General features: G+C 65.6%; 20 protein-coding genes and 1 tRNA gene. 14 read left to right on the forward strand and 7 right to left on the reverse strand.

Going from position 1 to position 17,644, the window contains the following annotated elements; genetic code table 11:
• Positions 1-70 precede the first annotated feature (70 nt).
• The 4 genes from ACP7BH_RS01115 to ACP7BH_RS01130 form a co-directional block, all read right to left on the reverse strand.
• Positions 71-1,558 carry a Ppx/GppA family phosphatase gene (locus ACP7BH_RS01115; RefSeq protein WP_425984389.1) on the reverse strand — a complete coding sequence of 496 codons (1,488 nt, stop codon included), beginning with the start codon at positions 1,556-1,558 and terminating at the stop codon, positions 71-73.
• Positions 1,558-3,774, reverse strand: coding sequence for an RNA degradosome polyphosphate kinase (locus ACP7BH_RS01120; RefSeq protein ID WP_409715442.1), 2,217 nt, complete (start codon positions 3,772-3,774; stop codon positions 1,558-1,560). Before ACP7BH_RS01120 ends, ACP7BH_RS01115 begins: the two co-directional genes overlap by 1 nt.
• A gap of 60 nt (positions 3,775-3,834) precedes the next feature.
• Positions 3,835-4,512: a chromosomal replication initiator DnaA gene (locus ACP7BH_RS01125; protein ID WP_425984387.1), complete on the reverse strand. Its 678-nt coding sequence runs from the start codon at positions 4,510-4,512 to the stop codon at positions 3,835-3,837.
• An 86-nt stretch (positions 4,513-4,598) separates the two neighbouring features.
• A complete protein-coding gene (locus ACP7BH_RS01130; protein ID WP_425984385.1) occupies positions 4,599-4,886 on the reverse strand; it encodes a YciI family protein in 288 nt (95 codons plus the stop codon).
• Between the two features lie 164 nt (positions 4,887-5,050).
• Between ACP7BH_RS01130 and aspS the strand changes: the two genes are divergently transcribed.
• From aspS to ACP7BH_RS01175, 9 genes are all read left to right on the forward strand, one after another.
• Positions 5,051-6,883, forward strand: coding sequence for an aspartate--tRNA ligase (gene aspS / locus ACP7BH_RS01135; protein WP_425984383.1), 1,833 nt, complete (start codon positions 5,051-5,053; stop codon positions 6,881-6,883).
• A 152-nt stretch (positions 6,884-7,035) separates the two neighbouring features.
• Positions 7,036-7,170 (forward strand): hypothetical protein, encoded by a 135-nt coding sequence (locus ACP7BH_RS01140; RefSeq protein ID WP_425984381.1) that lies wholly within the window; start codon positions 7,036-7,038, stop codon positions 7,168-7,170.
• 96 nt (positions 7,171-7,266) lie between these two features.
• Positions 7,267-8,601: a hemolysin family protein gene (locus ACP7BH_RS01145; protein WP_409715424.1), complete on the forward strand. Its 1,335-nt coding sequence runs from the start codon at positions 7,267-7,269 to the stop codon at positions 8,599-8,601.
• Positions 8,602-8,696: 95 nt separating this feature from the next.
• Positions 8,697-8,772 (forward strand) — tRNA-Trp (locus ACP7BH_RS01150).
• Positions 8,773-8,842: 70 nt separating this feature from the next.
• Positions 8,843-9,157 carry a preprotein translocase subunit SecE gene (secE, locus tag ACP7BH_RS01155; RefSeq protein WP_135193055.1) on the forward strand — a complete coding sequence of 105 codons (315 nt, stop codon included), beginning with the start codon at positions 8,843-8,845 and terminating at the stop codon, positions 9,155-9,157.
• Between the two features lie 13 nt (positions 9,158-9,170).
• The gene (nusG, locus tag ACP7BH_RS01160; RefSeq protein ID WP_135193054.1) at positions 9,171-9,746 is read left to right on the forward strand and encodes a transcription termination/antitermination protein NusG; all 576 of its coding nucleotides are present in this window, start codon (positions 9,171-9,173) and stop codon (positions 9,744-9,746) included.
• 229 nt (positions 9,747-9,975) lie between these two features.
• The gene (gene rplK / locus ACP7BH_RS01165; RefSeq protein WP_135193053.1) at positions 9,976-10,407 is read left to right on the forward strand and encodes a 50S ribosomal protein L11; all 432 of its coding nucleotides are present in this window, start codon (positions 9,976-9,978) and stop codon (positions 10,405-10,407) included.
• Between the two features lie 3 nt (positions 10,408-10,410).
• Positions 10,411-11,100 carry a 50S ribosomal protein L1 gene (rplA, locus tag ACP7BH_RS01170; RefSeq protein ID WP_135193052.1) on the forward strand — a complete coding sequence of 230 codons (690 nt, stop codon included), beginning with the start codon at positions 10,411-10,413 and terminating at the stop codon, positions 11,098-11,100.
• Between the two features lie 107 nt (positions 11,101-11,207).
• Positions 11,208-11,744, forward strand: coding sequence for a DUF2059 domain-containing protein (locus tag ACP7BH_RS01175; RefSeq protein WP_425984379.1), 537 nt, complete (start codon positions 11,208-11,210; stop codon positions 11,742-11,744).
• Positions 11,745-11,747: 3 nt separating this feature from the next.
• Here the strand turns inward: ACP7BH_RS01175 and ACP7BH_RS01180 are convergent, their stop codons facing one another.
• Positions 11,748-12,356 (reverse strand): NAD(P)-dependent oxidoreductase, encoded by a 609-nt coding sequence (locus ACP7BH_RS01180; protein WP_425984377.1) that lies wholly within the window; start codon positions 12,354-12,356, stop codon positions 11,748-11,750.
• 53 nt (positions 12,357-12,409) lie between these two features.
• Between ACP7BH_RS01180 and ACP7BH_RS01185 the strand changes: the two genes are divergently transcribed.
• The 3 genes from ACP7BH_RS01185 to ACP7BH_RS01195 all read left to right on the forward strand — a co-directional run bounded on the left by ACP7BH_RS01185 (position 12,410) and on the right by ACP7BH_RS01195 (position 14,563).
• Positions 12,410-12,826 carry a winged helix-turn-helix transcriptional regulator gene (locus tag ACP7BH_RS01185; RefSeq protein WP_425984375.1) on the forward strand — a complete coding sequence of 139 codons (417 nt, stop codon included), beginning with the start codon at positions 12,410-12,412 and terminating at the stop codon, positions 12,824-12,826.
• A gap of 90 nt (positions 12,827-12,916) precedes the next feature.
• A complete protein-coding gene (locus ACP7BH_RS01190) occupies positions 12,917-13,990 on the forward strand; it encodes an AI-2E family transporter (RefSeq protein WP_425984373.1) in 1,074 nt (357 codons plus the stop codon).
• Between the two features lie 123 nt (positions 13,991-14,113).
• Positions 14,114-14,563: an NUDIX hydrolase gene (locus tag ACP7BH_RS01195; RefSeq protein WP_425984371.1), complete on the forward strand. Its 450-nt coding sequence runs from the start codon at positions 14,114-14,116 to the stop codon at positions 14,561-14,563.
• 6 nt (positions 14,564-14,569) lie between these two features.
• Here ACP7BH_RS01195 and ACP7BH_RS01200 read toward each other — a convergent pair whose 3' ends face one another.
• Entirely contained in the window at positions 14,570-15,277 is a 708-nt protein-coding gene (locus ACP7BH_RS01200; RefSeq protein ID WP_425984369.1) for a glutathione S-transferase, read from the reverse strand.
• 319 nt (positions 15,278-15,596) lie between these two features.
• Here ACP7BH_RS01200 and rplJ point away from each other — a divergent pair, with 319 nt between their 5' ends.
• A complete protein-coding gene (gene rplJ / locus ACP7BH_RS01205) occupies positions 15,597-16,112 on the forward strand; it encodes a 50S ribosomal protein L10 (RefSeq protein WP_135193046.1) in 516 nt (171 codons plus the stop codon).
• A gap of 62 nt (positions 16,113-16,174) precedes the next feature.
• Positions 16,175-16,558, forward strand: coding sequence for a 50S ribosomal protein L7/L12 (gene rplL, locus ACP7BH_RS01210; protein WP_135193045.1), 384 nt, complete (start codon positions 16,175-16,177; stop codon positions 16,556-16,558).
• Between the two features lie 139 nt (positions 16,559-16,697).
• On the opposite strand, the gene ACP7BH_RS01215 is transcribed toward rplL, so the two are convergent.
• A complete protein-coding gene (locus ACP7BH_RS01215; RefSeq protein ID WP_425984367.1) occupies positions 16,698-17,621 on the reverse strand; it encodes an alpha/beta hydrolase family esterase in 924 nt (307 codons plus the stop codon).
• Positions 17,622-17,644 lie beyond the last annotated feature (23 nt).

A 17,644-nucleotide genomic window follows, 5' to 3' on the forward strand; every position in this document is an offset into this window, starting at 1 on the left:
ACCCCTCCGTCACGGCGCTGAAGATGCGCCGCGCCACCTCCCCATTTCATGGGGAGGAGACGGTAGGGCGCTAGATTTTCAATCCCAGATCCATCGCCTCCGCCAGGGCCTTGGCGCGCTTCTTGGTCTGTTCGCCCAGCAGAACGTCGGCGTAGCCTTCGGTCGCCGTAAGGCGCAGGTCGCCGCCCTTCACCTTGGCCGTCGCATTGGCCAGCAGTTGCGGCGAACGGCCCGACAGGTCGCAGGCCAGGCGGATGGCCAGGCCGATGGCGCGGGCGCGTTTAGCGGCGTCGCCGCTCAGCAGTCGCTCGATGATCTCGGGCTGGGGCGTGGCCGGGCCGCCGCCGTAGCGGGCGTTCAGGGCGCTGGCCAGGAAGGCGCGCTCGACGTGGCTGATGCCCGCGACCGGCGCGCGCAGCACCTGGTCGAACACCAGTTCCAGCCGGTGGTCGGGATGCAGCCGGGCGCCCAGGTCCGCCAGGCGGCAGGCGGCGGCGACCAGGACCGCGTCGCGTTCCTCGCCGAACACGGCGGGCAAGGCGGCGACGATCTCGGAAATCCAGCCGTTCAGCGCGCCGGGCAGGGCCGGGGCCACGCCCTGTCGTCCGCCCAAGGCCCTGCAGCCGGCCAGCAGCGGATCGGCCGTGCGCGTCGCCTCGTCCAGCGTCTCGAACAACAGGCCCTCGCGCACGCCCCAGGCCGACATCTCGATCGACTTCAGGTCCAGATGCTGGATCAGCCCTTCCAGCACCAGTCCGGCATAGGGCAGGGTCTCGGCCCGTTTCTTGGACACGCCGGGCAGTTTCGCCAGGCTTGCGACCGACTGCTGGGCGACCAGCCGCGCGGTCTCCAGCGCGTCGTCGGCCGACATCTGATACTGATGCACCACCCTCAGCGGATAGGCTTTCAGCGTCATCTGCACCTGGGCCAGGGTGCGCCAGGCGCCGCCGACGGCATAGAGGCGGTCGCTCTGGAACTGGGCCGCGACGGGTTTCAACGCCTGGTCGATCCGGGCCTTGATGCGCTCGGCGTCGAACCCCTTGCCGTCGGCTAAAGCGAACGGCCCCAGCGGCAGGGTCAGGCCGTGCTCGACCCCGTTTCCGTTCAGTCGAGTCAGCTCCAGGCTGGCCCCGCCCATGTCGGCCGAGACGCCGTGCGCCAGGGGGGCGCCGGCCAGCACGCCCATGGCGGCGTATTTCGCTTCTTCCTCTCCGCTCAGGACGCGGATGTTCAGACCGGTCTCGGCGGCGACACGTTGGCAGAACTCCGGCCCGTCGATGGCTTCGCGGACTGCGGCGGTGGCGGCGATCAGGGTCGCATCCGGCCGCACGCCTTCCAGCACGGCGGCGAAGCGGCGCAACGCCGTCATCGCCATGACCACGCCCTCGGGCGACAGCTTGCGCGTCGTCGGCAGGTCGCGGCCCAGGCCGGCCAGCACCTTCTCGTTGAAGACGGTCCAGATCGCCCGGCCCTCCAGCCGGTACAGAACCAGCCGCACCGAGTTGGAACCGATGTCGATCGCGGCGATGTCGCGGTCGGTAAGCGTGATGTCGGGCATCAGCGGCCGGGACGCTCGTAACGCAGGACGGCAGGCAGGCTCTTGGCCTTGCGGCCTCGGCCCGACAGGCTGGGATTGGTCATGAAATATTTGTGGGCCGAGAAAGGCCGCTCCGGGTCCGCTGGGGTGACGCGTGTATAGCGCCCTTCCGCGTCCAGAACCCAGCTTTGCGCATCATCCTTCAGATTGGCGACCATGATCTGGTCCAGCACCTGGTCGTGAACGGTGGCGTTGCGGATCGGCGTCATCAGCTCGACCCGGCGATCCAGGTTGCGCGTCATCCAGTCGGCCGAGGAGATGAAGACCTTGGCCTTGTCGTGCGGCAGGTCCTTGCCGTTGGCGAAACAGACGATGCGGCTGTGTTCCAGGAACCGCCCGACGATGGACTTGACCCGAATGTTTTCCGACAGGCCCGTCACGCCGGGCCGCAGGCAGCAGATGCCGCGCACGACCAGATCGATGCGCACGCCCCACTGGCTGGCGCGGTACAGGGCGTCGATGATCTCGACATCCACGAGCGAGTTCAGCTTGACCCAGATGGCGGCGGGCTTGCCCATGGCGGCGGCCGACATCTCCTTGCCGATCAGGTCGATCAGCGTGGATTTCATGTTCAGCGGCGAGACGACCACGGTCTCCAGATGGTCCGGCGTGGCGTAGCCGGTGATGTAGTTGAACACCTTGGTCGCATCACGCCCCAAGACTGGATCGCAGGAGAAAAGCGACAGGTCGGTGTAAACCTTGGCCGTGACCGGGTGATAGTTGCCGGTGCCGAAGTGGCAGTATGTCTTCAGCGCCTCGCCCTCGCGCCGCACGACGACGCTCAGCTTGGCGTGGGTCTTGTATTCGACGAAGCCGAAGACGACGTGGACGCCGGCCCGTTCCATCGCCCGCGCCCAGCGCAGGTTGGCCTCCTCGTCGAACCGCGCCTTCAGCTCGACCAGGGCCGTGACGTTCTTGCCGTTTTCGGCCGCCTCGATCAGGGCGGCGACGATGGGGCTGTCCTTGGAGGTGCGGTACAGCGTCTGTTTGATGGCGATGACGTTGGGATCGCGCGCCGCCTGACGCAGGAACTGCACCACCACGTCGAAGCTCTCGAACGGGTGGTGGATCAGCAGATCCTTTTCGCGAATGGCCGCGAAGACGTCGCCGCCGTTGTCGCGCACCCGCTCGGGATATCGCGGCTCATAGCCCTTGAACTTCAGGTCCGGGTGGCCGCCGCCGATCAGGTCCGACAGCTGGGCCAGGCCCAGCATGCCGTCCACCAGCACCACGTCCTGGGGCGCGGCCTCCAGCTCGCCGACGATGAAGTCGCGCAGGTCGGCGGGCATGGACGCCTCGATCTTGACCCGCACGACCGAGCCCAGGCGACGCTGTTTCAGCGCCTCCTCGAACTCCAGCACCAGGTCCTCGGCCTCTTCCTCGATCTCGATGTCCGAATCGCGGATCAGGCGCAGCACGCCCTTTTCCTGAACCTCGCAGCCGGGGAACAGGTGGTCGATGAACAGCAGAAGCATGTTCTCCAGGGTGATGAACCGCTTGTGCCCCGGCGTGGACCGGCCGTCGGTGGGCAGTTGCCAGAACCGCTGAACCTGGGTCGGCACCGGCACCAGGGCGTAGAAGGTCTTCGTCTCGCCCTTGCGCTTCAGCTTCAGCGCCAGCGAGAAGCCCAGGTTGGGCAGGAAGGGGAAGGGGTGCGCCGGGTCGATCGCCAGGGGCGTCAGCACCGCGAATAGCTGGTTCAGAAACTCGGGCTCCAGCCGATCACGCTCTGTCTTGGTGATCTTCTGGCGATCGACCACCTCGATCCCGGCCGTGGTCAGTTCCTTTTTCAACTGACGCCAGCGCAATTGCTGCTCGGCCATCAGCTCGCCGGCGGCGATATTGATCTGCTCCAGCTGTTCGGCGGGCGTCAGGCCGTCGGCGGACAGGACGCGCACCCGCTCGCGCAACTGGCCCTTCAGGCCGGCGACGCGCGTCATGAAGAACTCGTCCAGGTTATTGGCCGAGATCGACAGGAACCGCAGCCGCTCCAGCAGCGGGTGGTTGGGGTTGGCCGCCTCTTCCAGCACGCGCTCGTTGAACGCCAGCCACGAGATCTCCCGATTGAAGAACCGGGTCGGCGAGGCCATCAGCTCTTCGCTCAGCGCCAGTTGAGGGGCGCGAGAGGCGGGAACTTCCTCGCCTCGGGTGTCGTCGTGGATGGCGGCGTCGGTCATGACCCGGTTCTCGCCCGCGTCTGTGACGGCCGCAAGCGGGTGCGTAGAAAATGTCGCGCCTTAGTCGGCGGCGTCCATCGCATCCAGCACCTGGCGTGCAAGGACGCGGGTGACCGGGCGGTGCAGGGCGTCCAGCCGTTCGACCACGGCCGCAGCGGTCTCGGCCGACCGATCCAGACGGCGCACCAGATAGTCGATCACGTCGTCGGCCGGTGTGATGCTGCGCTCGGCGAAGCGGGCGCGCAGGATGGCCGACAGGACGGCGTCGTCGGGCGCCGCGATGGAGACGGCGCGCACGGCGTCCAGGCGCGAACGCAGGTCGGGCAGATCCACCGACCACTGACGCGGCGCCGACCGCGACACCAGGAGCAGGGCGCCTCCGCCCGAGTTGGCCAGGTTGATCAGGTGAAACAGGCTTTCGTCGTCCGCATCGGCCGCCCGGTCCAGCAGCACGGGCCGGCCTTCCAGCTCCAGGGGATCGATCAGGGCGGCCTCGGCGCCGTTCAGCGGCACGGCCCCGACCCGTTCGGCCCAGTCGGCGGCGAGGCGGCTCTTGCCCGATCCCGCCGGCCCATGCAGGGCCAGCACCGCCCCCGCGCCGTCGGGCCATCGCGCCAGCACGCGCACCGCCTCGGCGTTGCTGTCCGAGGTCACAAAGGCCTCGCCCACGACATGACGCTCCAGCGGCAGACGCAGCTGTTCGGCGGTCGGACGGGGCAGGGCGCTCAGCGCGGTCATGACCCCGTCTTAGCAGAGGCCAGGATTAATCGCGTCAGGCCCGCTCTGTTGGTTCCGGGGAGGGAACCTCGCGCCTGTGGATGGAATCAGGCGAATTCGGCCAGGGCGGGGTTCAACTTGCCCGCCTTGAACTCGGTGACCTGATAGTCGGCCAGGCCGTGAACCTGGAACGGATCGGCCTTCAGCAGGGCCTCCAGTTCCTCTTTCGTGCCACCGCTGCGCACCACCAGGATGCCGCCCGTGCGCGGAACCATCGGTCCGGCGGCGATGATCAGGCCGCTGGCTACATGCTGATCCAGCCACTCGCGATGCTCAACCGTCTTGGCCTCGATGGCTTCGATCGGCTGGGTGTAGGTGATGGTAACGATGAACATGGCGGCCTCGGGTGGGACAGGAGCGCCAGATATCATGCGTGGCGACAGGCTTTGCAACGGCTGAAACCTTGACTTTCCGGGGCGATGATGCGCCCTACGCCGCTTCGATTTCGGGCGCCGAAGGCGTCAGATTCCACCGCCAAAGTCTCCAGACGGTCTGTTCCATGCACGCCTATCGTTCCCATACCTGCGGCGCCCTGCGCGCCTCCGATGCCGGTTCCGCCGTTCGCCTGTCCGGCTGGGTGCACAGGAAGCGCGATCACGGCGGCCTGCTGTTTATCGATCTGCGCGACCACTATGGCCTGACTCAGCTGGTGCTGCACCCGGAGACGCCGGGCTTCGCCGCCGTCGAGCGTCTGCGCGCCGAGAGCGTGATCAAGATCGACGGCGAAGTGGTCGCCCGCGAGGCCGGAGTGGTGAACCCGAACCTGCCGACCGGCGAAGTCGAGGTCCGCGTCCAGGGCGTCGAGGTCCTGTCGGAAGCCGCCGAACTGCCGATGCCGGTCTTCGGCGACCAGGAGTATCCTGAGGACATCCGCCTCGCCAACCGCTTCCTCGACCTGCGTCGCGAGCGTCTGCACAAGAACATCGTCCTGCGCTCCAGGGTCATCTCCTCTATCCGCCAGCGCATGGTCGCCCAGGGCTTCCTGGAGTACCAGACCCCGATCCTGACCGCCTCGTCGCCGGAAGGCGCGCGCGACTTCCTGGTGCCGTCGCGTCTGCACCCCGGCAAGTTCTACGCGCTGCCGCAGGCGCCTCAGCAGTTCAAGCAGCTGCTGATGGTCTCGGGCTTCGACCGCTATTTCCAGATCGCCCCCTGCTTCCGTGACGAGGACCTGCGCGCCGACCGTTCGCTGGAATTCTACCAGCTCGACGTCGAGATGAGCTTCGTGACCCAGGAAGACGTCTTCGCCGCCATCGAACCGCTGATGCACGGCGTGTTCGAGGAGTTCGGCGAGGGCAAGCCGGTGTCGCCCATCGACGGCGTCCACACCTTCACCAACGATTTCGGCGAGACGTTCGAGCACAAGGGCTTCGAGCGCCTGACCTACGCCCAGTCGATGGCCTGGTATGGGTCGGACAAGCCGGACCTGCGCAACCCGATCAAGATGCAGGTGGTGTCCGACCACTTCCGCGACGGCGGCTTCGGCCTGTTCGCCAAGATCCTGGGTGCGGACGAGAAGAACGCCGTCTGGGCCATCCCGGCGCCGACCGGCGGTTCGCGCGCCTTCTGCGACCGCATGAACTCCTGGGCACAGGGCGAGGGCCAGCCCGGCCTGGGCTATATCTTCTGGTCTGACGACCAGGGCGCCTGGGGCGGCCCCATCGCCAAGAACCTGGGCCAGGAGCCGACCGAGGCCCTGATGTCGTCGCTGGGCCTGGGCAAGGGCGACGCCGCCTTCTTCACCGCGGGCCTGCCGTCGGTCTTCGCCAAGTTCGCCGGCCTGGCCCGCACCCGCGTGGGCACCGAGCTGAAGCTGATCGACGAGAACCAGTTCAAGTTCTGCTGGATCGTCGACTTCCCCATGTTCGAATGGTCGGAGGAAGAGAAGAAGGTCGATTTCAGCCACAACCCGTTCTCGATGCCGCAGGGCGGAATGGAGGCGCTGGAGACCCAGGATCCGCTGACTATCCGCGCCTTCCAATACGACATCGTCTGCAACGGCTATGAGCTTTGCTCGGGCGCGATCCGGAACCACAAGGCCGAGATCATGCTGAAGGCCTTTGAGATCGCCGGCTACGACGCCTCGGTGGTCGAGGAGCAGTTCGGCGGCATGCTGAACGCCTTCCGCTACGGCGCGCCGCCGCACGGCGGCCTGGCCCCCGGCATCGACCGGATCGTCATGCTGCTGGCCGGCGAAACCGCCATCCGCGAGGTCATCGCCTTCCCGCTGAACCAGCAGGGCGAAGACCTGCTGATGAACGCCCCGACCGAGGCCGAGGAGCGTCAGCTCAAGGACGTCCACATCCGCACGGCCCTGCCGATCAAGGTCTGATCGGGCCGACATCGCCAGATACGACAAAGGGGACGCCGCGAGGTGTCCCCTTTTTCCATTCACGCGCCGTTCGCGTCCAAGGCGAGCGGGGTTGTCTGCAACCGCAAACCGAAGTCTACGTTCGAAACGGACGTTAACTTTTCGGTAACCAAATGCGACGCGCTATCCGCCTGGGTCTTTTCATCGGCACCGTTCTGGGCATGAGCGCCTGCGCGACCCAGTATGACGCCGACGGTCGGACGGTTTCGGGGGGCTATGGTTCGGTCGATGCGGGACGGGCGGGCTGAGGCTCAAAGGAAAACGTAGCGCTGGACGCGATCCTGCCCTAATGTAGCGATGCGGACGCCGGATGTTGCGCCGCGTCGGTCCCCACACCCCCCTAGATGTTACTCATCGCTATTGTCGTCGTTCTGCTCCTCGTGGTGCTTAACGGCTTGTTCGCCATGACTGAATTGGCGGTCGTCTCCTCGCGGAAATCCAAACTCCAGGCGAGGGCGGAACGGGGAGACCGGGGGGCCAGGGCGGCGTTGAAGCTGTCCGAAGAACCGACTCAGTTCCTGTCCGCCGTTCAGGTCGGCATCACCCTTATCGGCATTCTGGCGGGCGCCTATGGTCAGGCGACCATCGCGGGCGAGCTGGATCGTATTCTGGAAGTCAGTTTCCCGGCGCTGGCGCGATACACCGAAGTCTTCGCCACGGCCCTGGTGGTCGTGTGCATCACCTATGTGTCGCTGATCGTCGGCGAACTGGTGCCCAAACGGATCGCTCTGATCTTCCCGGAAGCGGTGGCGTCCAAGATGGCGGGGCCGATCTCCAAGATGGCGATCGTGCTGAAGCCGTTCGTGCTGCTGCTGACCGCCTCGACCTCGGGCATTCTCAAGCTGCTGGGCGTCAAGGACCGCGATGGTTCGGACGTGACCCAGGAAGAGGTGGCGACCATCCTGGCGGAAGGCACCTCGGCCGGTCTGATCGAGCCCGAAGAACAGGTGATGATCGAGGAAATCCTGCGCCTGGGCGACCGCGCTGTGCGGGTGGCCATGACGCCGCGCCACGACGTCTTCTGGATCGCGCTGGACGATCCCGAGGAAATCCTGCGCGAAGAGATTCGCACCTGCCCCTATTCGCGGATCGTGGTGGCGCGTGAGAGCGACGTCGATAATCCGCTGGGCGTGGTCCACAAGAAGGACCTGCTGGACAGCCTGCTTACGCACGGCAAGTTCGACATCGAGCCTCTGGTCGCGGAACCGGCCTTCATCCCGCAATCGACCTCGGTGCTGAAGGCGCTTGAGATCCTGAAGGGGTCCAAGGTCCACATGGCCTTCATCGTCGACGAATACGGCGCCTTCGAAGGCGTGGTGACGGCGACCGACATCCTGGAAATGATCGCCGGCGACTTCAACGAGGGTCACGACGAGGAACAGGCCTGGATCCATCAGCGCGCCGACGGCAGCTGGCTGGTCGATGGTCAGACGCACCTGGACGAACTGGCCGACAAGCTGGGCGAGGATTTCGGCGATCACGAGGGCTACCACACCGTCGCCGGCCTGATTCTGCACCAGCTGTCGCGCGTGCCGGACGAGGGCGAAGTGGTCCAGGTCGGCCGATTCGAGGTCGAGGTCGTCGACATGGACGACCGCCGCATCGACAAGCTGATCTTCAAGGAACTGATCCAGGCTCAGGAAGAGCGGGACGCCATCGCCGCGCATCAGGAAGACTAGGTGGAAGTGTCATATCGCCCTTGAAATGCAGGGCGGTGTCGGGCATACGCCCCCCTCTGGCGAACGCACGGACCTGAGGGTTCGAGCGGTTGTCTAGGAGTTTAGCTCAGCTGGTAGAGCACCGGTCTCCAAAACCGGGGGTCGTGGGTTCGAGTCCCCCAACTCCTGCCAATCCCCCCTGTCGCTTCCGGATGGGACTTCCCATCTGGGGCGACAGGAACAATTGTGTGAAGAGCAACTGATGGCCAAGGCCAAAACTCCCGGCAAGCGGCCTCAGGGCAGCGCAAAGCCCCAGATGGGCGCCAAGCCCCAGGCGGCCGGCGCCGCCGCCATCACGGTCGATTCGCCCGAGCCCAAGAAGCCCCGCACCAGCCCCGGCCAGTTCTTCAGCCAGGTTCGCGCCGAGGGCCGCAAGATCGTCTGGCCCAGCCGCAAGGAGACCTGGATCACCTCGGTGATGGTCTTCATCATGGTGATCATCGCCGCGATCTTCTTCTGGATCGTGGACACCGGCCTGGGCTTCGCCTTCCGCTACATCATCGCTCTCGGATCCTGAGAAAGACGCGCCCATGACCGATGCAGCGCCCGCAAAGCCCGCCAATCCGCGCCACAAGTGGTATATCGTCAACGCCTACTCGAACTTCGAGAAGAAGGTAGCGGAGCAACTGCGCGACCAGGCCAAGCAGCAGGGCCTGGAAGACGCCTTCTCCGAAATCCTGGTTCCGACCGAGGACGTCGTCGAGATCCGTCGCGGTCGCAAGGTGAATTCGGAACGCAAGTTCTTCCCCGGCTATGTGCTGGTGAAGATGGAAATGACCGACCAAGCCTATCACCTGGTCAAGAACACCCCGAAGGTCACCGGCTTCCTGGGCGCCGCGGGCGGCACCAAGCCCCTGCCGGTCTCGGAACGTGAAGTTCAGAACATCATCGGTCAGGTGGAAGAGGGCGTCGAACGTCCGAAGCCCACCATCCGCTTCGACATCGGCGAGAAGGTCAAGGTCATCGACGGCCCCTTCGCCAGCTTCGACGGTTCGGTCGAAAGCGTGGACGAAGAACACGCCCGCCTGCGCGTCGCCGTCTCCATCTTCGGTCGCGCCACGCCGGTCGAGCTGGAATACGCCCAGGTGGAGAAGGTTTCGGGCTGAAGCCTGCGCACCTCACAGATTTGAAGCCGCGTCCGAAAGGGCGCGGCTTTTTCGTTTCGGCGTCGCAAGGACGCCAGCCCGTTTGCCTTTCCAGCCCCCCTCTGTTACACGCGCGCCTTCGCTCGGCGGGCCTCGGCTCGTGGGGCGGCAAATCCGTGGGAGGCAGCCATGCCGCACCACGGCTCACCGGCCCTGCGTTCGTTCGTCGGGTCATTCATAGGAGAGACCAATGGCCAAGAAGATTCTCGGCTATATCAAGCTGCAAGTGCCGGCCGGTTCGGCCACGCCTTCGCCCCCGATCGGCCCGGCTCTGGGTCAACGCGGTGTGAACATCATGGGCTTCTGCAAGGAGTTCAACGCGCGCACCGAGAAGGAAGCCAAGGGCACCCCGCTTCCGACCGTGATCACAGTCTATCAGGACAAGTCGTTCACCTTCCTGACCAAGACGCCGCCGGCGACCTGGTACCTGAAGCAGGCCACGGGCCTGAAGTCGGGCTCCAAGCTGGTCGGTCGCGAGACGGCCGGTACGGTCAAGGTTTCGCAACTGCGCGAGATCGCTGAAAAGAAGATGAAAGATCTGAACGCGAACGACCTCGACGCCGCGACCAAGATCATCGAAGGCTCCGCCCGCGCGATGGGCCTCGAAGTGGTGGAGGGCTAAACCATGGCCAAGCAAACCAAGGCTCAAAAAGCCCGCACAGGCGTCAGCCAAGACCTGCTGCCTTTCTCCGACGCCATCAAGCTGGCCAAGGAAAACGCCAAGTCGAAGTTCGACGAATCCCTTGAGATCGCCGTCAACCTGGGCGTCGATCCCCGTCACGCCGACCAACAGGTCCGTGGCGTGGTGAACCTGCCGTCGGGCACCGGCCGTGACGTTCGCGTCGCCGTCTTCGCCAAGGACGCCAAGGCCGCCGAAGCCACCGCGGCCGGCGCCGAACACGTCGGCGCCGAAGATCTGTACGAGAAGATCGCCGGCGGCTTCATGGAGTTCGACCGCGTGATCGCGTCGCCGGACATGATGGCCCTGGTCGGCCGTCTGGGTAAGGTGCTGGGCCCGCGCGGCCTGATGCCGAACCCGAAGGTCGGCACCGTGACCCCGAACGTGGCTCAGGCCGTCAAGGACGCCAAGGGCGGCGCCGTCGAGTTCCGCGTCGAGAAGGCGGGCATCGTCCACGCCGGCATCGGCAAGGTCTCGTTCACTCAGGACGCCCTGGAAGCCAACGTGAAGGCCATCGTGGACGCCCTGGTGCGTTCCAAGCCGTCGGGCGCCAAGGGCACCTATGTGAAGCGCATCAGCCTGTCTTCGACGATGGGCCCAGGCATCAAGGTCGACCCGTCCTCGCTGGGCGCCTAAGCCTCGATACAACCAAGACGGAAGAACGGCGGGGAGCGATCCCCGCCGTTTTTTCTTGCCCGAAGGTCGTCTCTGCAATCAGGATGAGCACCTACCTGGGGGATGACATGAAACAACTGATCGGCGGCCTGTGCATGGCCTTGACGCTGCTGGCTGCGCCGGTGGCAATGGCAGAAACTACCGATGTTTCGGCCGAAAAACTGGCGCTGGCCAACAAATTCATCGCGCTGATTCAAGGGGAACAGATGGGCGCGGCATTGGGTCAGATGACGGCGATGATGATGCCGCAATCCGACACCATGTCGGCGGAGCAGGCAGCCGAGTTTCGTGAGGTCATGTCGGAAGCGACCGCGAGCATGTTGCCACGGATGTTCGAGGCAGTGGCGCCGATCTATGCCGACATTTTCACGCTGGAAGAGTTGGAAGCCCTCGTCGATTTCTACCAGAGCGATGTCGGCCGCTCGATGATGAGCAAGAGCTATGAGGCGGCGCCCCGGATCGCGACGGCGATCCAGGGGGTCATGCCCGAGCTGATGGCCGATTTGGGAGACCAGCTCTGCAACCGTTTCGAATGCACGCCTGAACAGAGGCGCGAGGTTAAGGCCGCCATGGCTAGAGCGAGCCGTGGCCAGGCGGCGCAATAGTCCTTAATAGGCTGCCGTAAAGCGCGCGCGGCAGTGCTGGGGGTTTTCCAGTTCGTCCACCATGGCGATGGCGTAGTCGGCAAAGCCGATCTTGCTGTCGCCCTTGTCGTCCACGACCAGTTGGTCGGTTCCGGTCCGGAAATGGCCCAGGCGGGGCGTTTCCTCGATCACGGCGGCGGGTGAGAAGAAGGTCCAGTCGATCTCCGTCTCGTGGCGCAGGGCGTCCAGGAAGACGATGCCGCCCTGTGCGAAGGGCTTCCACTCCTCGGGAAACTCGGGCGTGTCGATCAGGCGGACGCCGGGGGCGACCTCCAGGCTGGCGGCGCCGCCGGTGATCAGCAGGCGAGGGATGCCGGCGGTCTTGAGCGCGTTCAGCAGGGTCTCGGCCGGCACGTCGAAGTGCAGGGCGCTGATCACGGCGTCCGAACCCTTGATCAGGTCGGCCAGTGCGGCGGCGTCCGAGGCGTCGCCCGCGACGGGCGTAACGCCGTCGGCGGCGGGGATGGCCTCGGGTTTGCGGGCGATGGCGGTGACGGCATGGCCGCGCGCGGCGAGTTCCCTTGTGATTTCTGAGCCGGCGCGACCGCTGGCGCCGAGGACTGCGACTTTCATGGAAGGCTCCTTTGGGTATCCAATGGATACCAGGTGCGCTATGGGATGCGGCCATGCAAGACGGCACCTTTCACACACCTGGTCACCCCCCAGAAACCTGGACCCGCGGCGACGTGTTCGCGGCGAACTGTCCGACGCGGCAGTTGCTGGACCGGATCGCGGACAAGTGGAGCACTCTGATCCTGATCGTGCTGGGCGAGGGGCCGATCCGGTTCAATGCGCTGAAGCACCGGGTCGATGGCGTGTCGCAGAAGATGCTGAGCCAGACGCTGAAGTCGCTGGAGCGGGACGGTCTGGTGTCGCGATCCGTCGTGGCGACCGTGCCGGTGTCCGTAACCTATGCGGTGACGCCGCTGGGCTGCACCCTGATGGCGGCGATGCAGTCGATGATCGACTGGGCCGAGACCCAGATGCCCCAGGTCGCGGCGGCTCAGGCGGCCTACGATCAGCGGTCATCCGACGCCCACTGATTTTATTATCGCGTGCGGCGAACGGCCACGCTCGACCTGCGTTCCTGTCGCGACCTTGAAGGGGGCGATATGTTCGGACTGGGAAGATTGATGGGCGACAAGGCTAATGTGGGCCTTGGCTCGGGTGGGAGCGATCCGTGGAAGGGGCGGCTGGCGTTCGGCGCCATCGTGCTGGTCTCGGCCTATTTCGCGGTCCAACTGATCGTGACCCTGCAGACGCTGTGGCTGCTGATTTTCGGGGCCATTGTGGTCGCCGTGGTTCTTCGCGCTCTGGCCGATCCCCTGGTGCGCTGGCTGAAGGCGCCGGATCCGCTGGCGGTGTTTTTGTCGCTGGTGATCGTGGTCGCCGTGCTGGCGGGGATATTGACCCTTTTCGGTGCGCAGATCACCGAGCAGGTCGTGGCTCTGTCGGCCGTCGTGCCCCAGGGTTGGGACCAGGTGCAGTCCTGGATCCAGGCCCAGCCCTACGCCGCCCAACTGTTCGAGCAACTGCAGGGGTTGGGTGACCGGGCTGGCCAGGCGTTGCAGGTGGCGCAGAAGTTCGCGCTTGGCTTCGCCTCGGGTGTGACGACGCTGGTCTTGGTGATCGTCGCCGGCGTGTTCCTGGCCATCGAACCTGCCAAGTCGCGCGAGGGTCTGCTGTCGATGGTGCCGATGGACCGTCGAGCCCGTCTGCGCGAGGTGCTGAACAGCTGCGGCAAGGCGTTGAAGGGCTGGCTGAAGGCGCAACTGTTCTCGATGGTGCTGGTCGGTACGCTGACGGGCGTGGGTCTGGCGATCATTGGCGTTCCCTCGGCCCTGGGTCTGGGGCTGCTGACGGGCCTGGCGCAGTTCGTGCCCATCGTCGGACCCATCGTCTCGACCGTTCCGGCGGTTCTGGTGGGGGCGACCCAAGGGTGGGAGACCGCCCTGATGACGCTTGCCCTCTATGTCGTGGTGTCCCAGCTGGAGAGCAACTTCATCACGCCTATGGTGCAGAAGAACGTGGCCAACCTGCCGGTTGTGCTGGGCATCTTCGCTGTGGTGGGCATCGGCACCCTGTTTGGGCCGCTGGGCGTACTGTTCGCCACGCCGCTGGCGCTGGTGCTGCACACCTTGATCACGATGCTGTATCGTCAGGATGTGCTGGGAGATCCCGATGCGAAGGCGCCCGGCGAAAAATAGGACGCCTGCGTCAGTTCGCTTGACGCAGGCGGCGCGATCACCTTTGGAACGCGCTGATCCTTTCGCTGGTGCAAAACGTCGCATGGCCTGTCTCAAGACCCGATCCTCTCGGAACCGCGCCTGATGGCGTCGGGCGTCAAACGCACCTCGCGATCCGAAACCCGTCAGGTCGCGGCCCTGCCGTGGCGGCTGACGGACGAAGGTCGTCAGATCCTGATGATCACCTCACGCGAGACCCGCCGCTGGGTCATCCCCAAGGGTGGTCGGATGGTCGGCAAGACCGATCCCGAGGCGGCGGCCCAGGAGGCCATGGAGGAAGCCGGGGTGCGCGGCGAGATGGACCAGACCTCCATCGGCGTCTTCCGCTACGCCAAGGGTCTGAAGGATGGAGGCGTGCGCCAGTGCGTGGTCTCTGTTTATCCGCTTCAAGTGCTGGTCCAGCTGGGCGCCTGGCCCGAGGCGCACCAGCGCGAGCGGCGCTGGATGAGCCTGAGCGAAGCGGCGGACCTGGTTCACGAACCCGACCTGGCCGCCCTGATCCGCGACTTCGACGCCACGCCCCTGGAAGATTGAACGACCTCAGTCGTCCAGTTCGGGATACCGGCGGAAGATGCCGTCCTCGTTGAAAGCGATGCGCCGCGGGCTGGCCAGATAGGCGGCGATGCGGGGCAGGGCGGCGACACGGTCGCGGACGGCGACCAGGTGCGGCGTCGTCTTCAGGACACGCGCCGACGCCTTGGGAAAGGCGTAGGTCAGGCCTTCGACGACTTGGAAGAGCGACAGGTCGGCATAGGTCAGGCGGTCGCCGACCATCCAAGCCGAGCCTTGCGGGTTTCGGCTCAACACCTGTTCGCCCCAGCCCAGGAACTTGGCGATCCGTTCCTTGCGAAAGCCCTCGGCGCGGCGGGCGGCCTCGGGTTTCTGGTCGTCGTAATAGGCCATCAGATCGACGGGGTGGTGGGTGTCGTGTGCCTCTGCGACCAGGTCGGCGAAAGTCAGCTGGATCTGGTTCAGCCAGGCGCGGTCGCTGTCGCCGTTCGGGCTGAGGCCCAGTTGCGGACCCAGCCAGGCCAGGATGGCCGCGACCTGCCCGACGGGGCGGTCGCCCAGGCGCACGAAGGGCGGGGCGAAGGGCGGCGTGGCGGCGTCCTTCATCAGCCTCATCATCGCCTTTCCGTCATCCTGGCGCGAGACATCGACATAGTCGGCGCCGGCCGCCTCCAGCGCCAGACGGACGAACTCGCCCCGTCCCTGGATGGTCGGCCAATAGTAGAGTTCATACGCCATGCGATCCGCGCCTTGATTTCCGTGATCCGTCCCTGTAAGAGCGCCGCTTCCCGTCACAGGTTCATTCCTTTGACGGTCCTGTCCGAGAACTTCGGGGCGTGGGGGTCACCCAGGCCATAACTGTCAGAGAGCCCTCTGACGCCGTGGGGAGATGGGGACGCGACCCTTACGCTGTCAGCCCGCATTCCGGGACGGACGCCGTCAGACGCATCCTTCGGACAATACGACCGGCTTGAACGCTTTGCAGCGATGCACGGCGCTTTGGCCAATCCGTCGTCGGGAATAAGCCCGGCGGCGAATACCAAGACTGGAGACCGCAATGGACCGCGCTCAAAAAGCCGAGTCGATCGAAACGCTCAAGGGCGTATTCGCCGACGCCGGCTCCGTGGTCGTGACCCAAAACCTGGGTCTGACCGTTGCGGAAATGGAAGATCTGCGTGGTCGTCTTCGTAAAGAAGGCGGCGCGTTCAAGGTGGTCAAGAACCGCCTGGCGCTGAAGGCGCTCGAAGCCGAAGAAGGCAGCGAATTCCACGGCCTGTTCAAGGGTCCCGTGGGCATCGCCTATTCCGAGAACCCCGGTACGGCCGCCAAGGTCGCCACCGAGTTCGCCAAGGCCAATGATCGCTTCAAGATCATCGGCGGCTTCATGGGCGACACCGTCGTCGACCAGAAGGGCGTGGAAGTTCTTTCCAAGCTCCCGACGCTCGACGAAGTCCGCAGCCAACTCATCGGCCTGCTCAACGCGCCTGCGACTCGTATCGCTGGCGTGCTGCAAGCACCCGCCGGTCAGCTGGCTCGCGTGTTCAACGCCTACGCCACCAAGGAAGCCGCGTAAGCGGCCCAGCCTTTCATCTCTGCATCACTCTCTAAAACCAATCCTCCGAAGGAACACTGACAATGGCTGACCTCGCCAAGATCGTCGAAGACCTGTCCGCTCTGACCGTTCTCGAAGCCGCTGAACTGTCGAAGCTGCTTGAAGAAAAGTGGGGCGTCAGCGCCGCTGCTCCCGTCGCCATGGCTGCTCCGGCTGCCGGTGGCGGCGCTCCGGCTGAAGCTGCCGAAGAGCAAACCGAATTCACCGTCGTCCTGCTGGACGGTGGCGACAAGAAGATCAACGTGATCAAGGAAGTCCGTGGCGTGCGTTCGGACCTGGGTCTGAAGGAAGCCAAGGACCTGGTCGAAGGCGCTCCGCAGAACGTCGTCGAGAACGTCTCCAAGCAGAACGCCGACGAAGTCGCCAAGAAGCTGACGGAAGCCGGCGCCAAGGTCCAGATCAAGTAAGATCTGACTTTCGGCATTTGCTGAATATCGGAAAGGCCCGGCGGGAAACCGCCGGGTCTTTTTGTTTGCTGGGCCTACCGCGCTTCGCGCTACTTGAGGCCGATTTGCTGCCATCCTCGCGCGGAGGTGTGTCGGGCGCTCAGTTTTGCGGTCGGGTGCGTGAGGCGAAGAAGGCCCAGAGGGCGTCGTTGTCGGCGACCCAGCTGTGGCCGCCGCCGGCGGTGATGCGGCCCACCACGTCCGCGCCGTCGCGGCAGGCGGCGTAGCCTTCCTCATAGACCTTGTCGGCGAGCCAGCGGGTGTCGCGCACCTGGGTGCAGCCGTTCAACTGGGCCCAGCGCTGTTCGGCGGCGTGCATGGTGTAATGCCAATAGCCCGCGCCCTCGCCCTGGATCGGATTGGTCGTGTCCGCGTCGCCGGCGAAGGCGATGACCGGCATGGGGCGCGAGGGACGGCAGGTGGCGGGATCGGGCTCTTCCGGTCGGTCCTTACGCGGATTTCCGGCGCGCAGGCCCACGACAGGCGCAATGGCGGCGAAGCGGTCGGCGGCGACGCATCCCAGCCAGGACGTCATCCGTCCGCCGCCCGACAGACCCGTGGCATAGACGCGGCTGTCATCGATGCAGCCCTGATCCGCGAGCACCCGGATGGCGGTCGTCAGATAGGCGACGTCGTCGGCGTCGCTGGGGCCGGGAACCGCGCCGGTGATGGTCGGGACGCCGGGAATGTTCCAGACGAAGCCCCGCTCGACCGGGATCCCGGCGTCGGGCGCCGCGACGATGAAGCCGTGCCTGTCCGCCGCCTCCGCCAGGCGAGACGAGGCCAGCATCTTCTCGCCCGTGCCGCCGCTGCCGTGCAGCAGGAAGACCAGGGGCGCGGGCGTGTTCGGATCGAAGCCGGCGGGCAGGTGGAGCAGCATCGAGCGGCCGGTCCGGCCGATGGCGACGGCCTGGGTTGCGCCCGCTTGCCCGACGCCGCAGGGCGCCGGAGATGAGGCCTGAGCCGCCTGGGTAAAGGCCATTACGCCCAGCAGGGCCGCGATCATGCCGATCCAACGCTTCATGCGGTTCGTTCCTCGTGAAGAGA

It is taken from the genome of Brevundimonas sp. TWP2-1, assembly GCF_049897645.1.
In the GTDB taxonomy this organism is placed as follows: Bacteria; Pseudomonadota; Alphaproteobacteria; order Caulobacterales; family Caulobacteraceae; genus Brevundimonas.

What these genes read in the sequence shown, in the direction of transcription:
- ACP7BH_RS01180 (WP_425984377.1), bottom strand. Translation starts at nt 12,356, where the DNA reads ATGAAAGTCGCAGTCCTCGGCGCCAGCGGTCGCGCCGGCTCAGAAATC.
- ACP7BH_RS01175 (WP_425984379.1), top strand. Translation starts at nt 11,208, where the DNA reads ATGAAACAACTGATCGGCGGCCTGTGCATGGCCTTGACGCTGCTGGCT.
- secE (WP_135193055.1), top strand. Translation starts at nt 8,843, where the DNA reads ATGGCCAAGGCCAAAACTCCCGGCAAGCGGCCTCAGGGCAGCGCAAAG.
- rplK (WP_135193053.1), top strand. Translation starts at nt 9,976, where the DNA reads ATGGCCAAGAAGATTCTCGGCTATATCAAGCTGCAAGTGCCGGCCGGT.
- aspS (WP_425984383.1), top strand. Translation starts at nt 5,051, where the DNA reads ATGCACGCCTATCGTTCCCATACCTGCGGCGCCCTGCGCGCCTCCGAT.
- ACP7BH_RS01140 (WP_425984381.1), top strand. Translation starts at nt 7,036, where the DNA reads ATGCGACGCGCTATCCGCCTGGGTCTTTTCATCGGCACCGTTCTGGGC.
- rplJ (WP_135193046.1), top strand. Translation starts at nt 15,597, where the DNA reads ATGGACCGCGCTCAAAAAGCCGAGTCGATCGAAACGCTCAAGGGCGTA.
- ACP7BH_RS01195 (WP_425984371.1), top strand. Translation starts at nt 14,114, where the DNA reads ATGGCGTCGGGCGTCAAACGCACCTCGCGATCCGAAACCCGTCAGGTC.
- ACP7BH_RS01115 (WP_425984389.1), bottom strand. Translation starts at nt 1,558, where the DNA reads ATGCCCGACATCACGCTTACCGACCGCGACATCGCCGCGATCGACATC.
- nusG (WP_135193054.1), top strand. Translation starts at nt 9,171, where the DNA reads ATGACCGATGCAGCGCCCGCAAAGCCCGCCAATCCGCGCCACAAGTGG.
- ACP7BH_RS01130 (WP_425984385.1), bottom strand. Translation starts at nt 4,886, where the DNA reads ATGTTCATCGTTACCATCACCTACACCCAGCCGATCGAAGCCATCGAG.
- ACP7BH_RS01125 (WP_425984387.1), bottom strand. Translation starts at nt 4,512, where the DNA reads ATGACCGCGCTGAGCGCCCTGCCCCGTCCGACCGCCGAACAGCTGCGT.
- ACP7BH_RS01190 (WP_425984373.1), top strand. Translation starts at nt 12,917, where the DNA reads ATGGGCGACAAGGCTAATGTGGGCCTTGGCTCGGGTGGGAGCGATCCG.
- ACP7BH_RS01200 (WP_425984369.1), bottom strand. Translation starts at nt 15,277, where the DNA reads ATGGCGTATGAACTCTACTATTGGCCGACCATCCAGGGACGGGGCGAG.
- ACP7BH_RS01120 (WP_409715442.1), bottom strand. Translation starts at nt 3,774, where the DNA reads ATGACCGACGCCGCCATCCACGACGACACCCGAGGCGAGGAAGTTCCC.
- rplA (WP_135193052.1), top strand. Translation starts at nt 10,411, where the DNA reads ATGGCCAAGCAAACCAAGGCTCAAAAAGCCCGCACAGGCGTCAGCCAA.
- ACP7BH_RS01185 (WP_425984375.1), top strand. Translation starts at nt 12,410, where the DNA reads ATGCAAGACGGCACCTTTCACACACCTGGTCACCCCCCAGAAACCTGG.
- ACP7BH_RS01215 (WP_425984367.1), bottom strand. Translation starts at nt 17,621, where the DNA reads ATGAAGCGTTGGATCGGCATGATCGCGGCCCTGCTGGGCGTAATGGCC.
- rplL (WP_135193045.1), top strand. Translation starts at nt 16,175, where the DNA reads ATGGCTGACCTCGCCAAGATCGTCGAAGACCTGTCCGCTCTGACCGTT.
- ACP7BH_RS01145 (WP_409715424.1), top strand. Translation starts at nt 7,267, where the DNA reads ATGTTACTCATCGCTATTGTCGTCGTTCTGCTCCTCGTGGTGCTTAAC.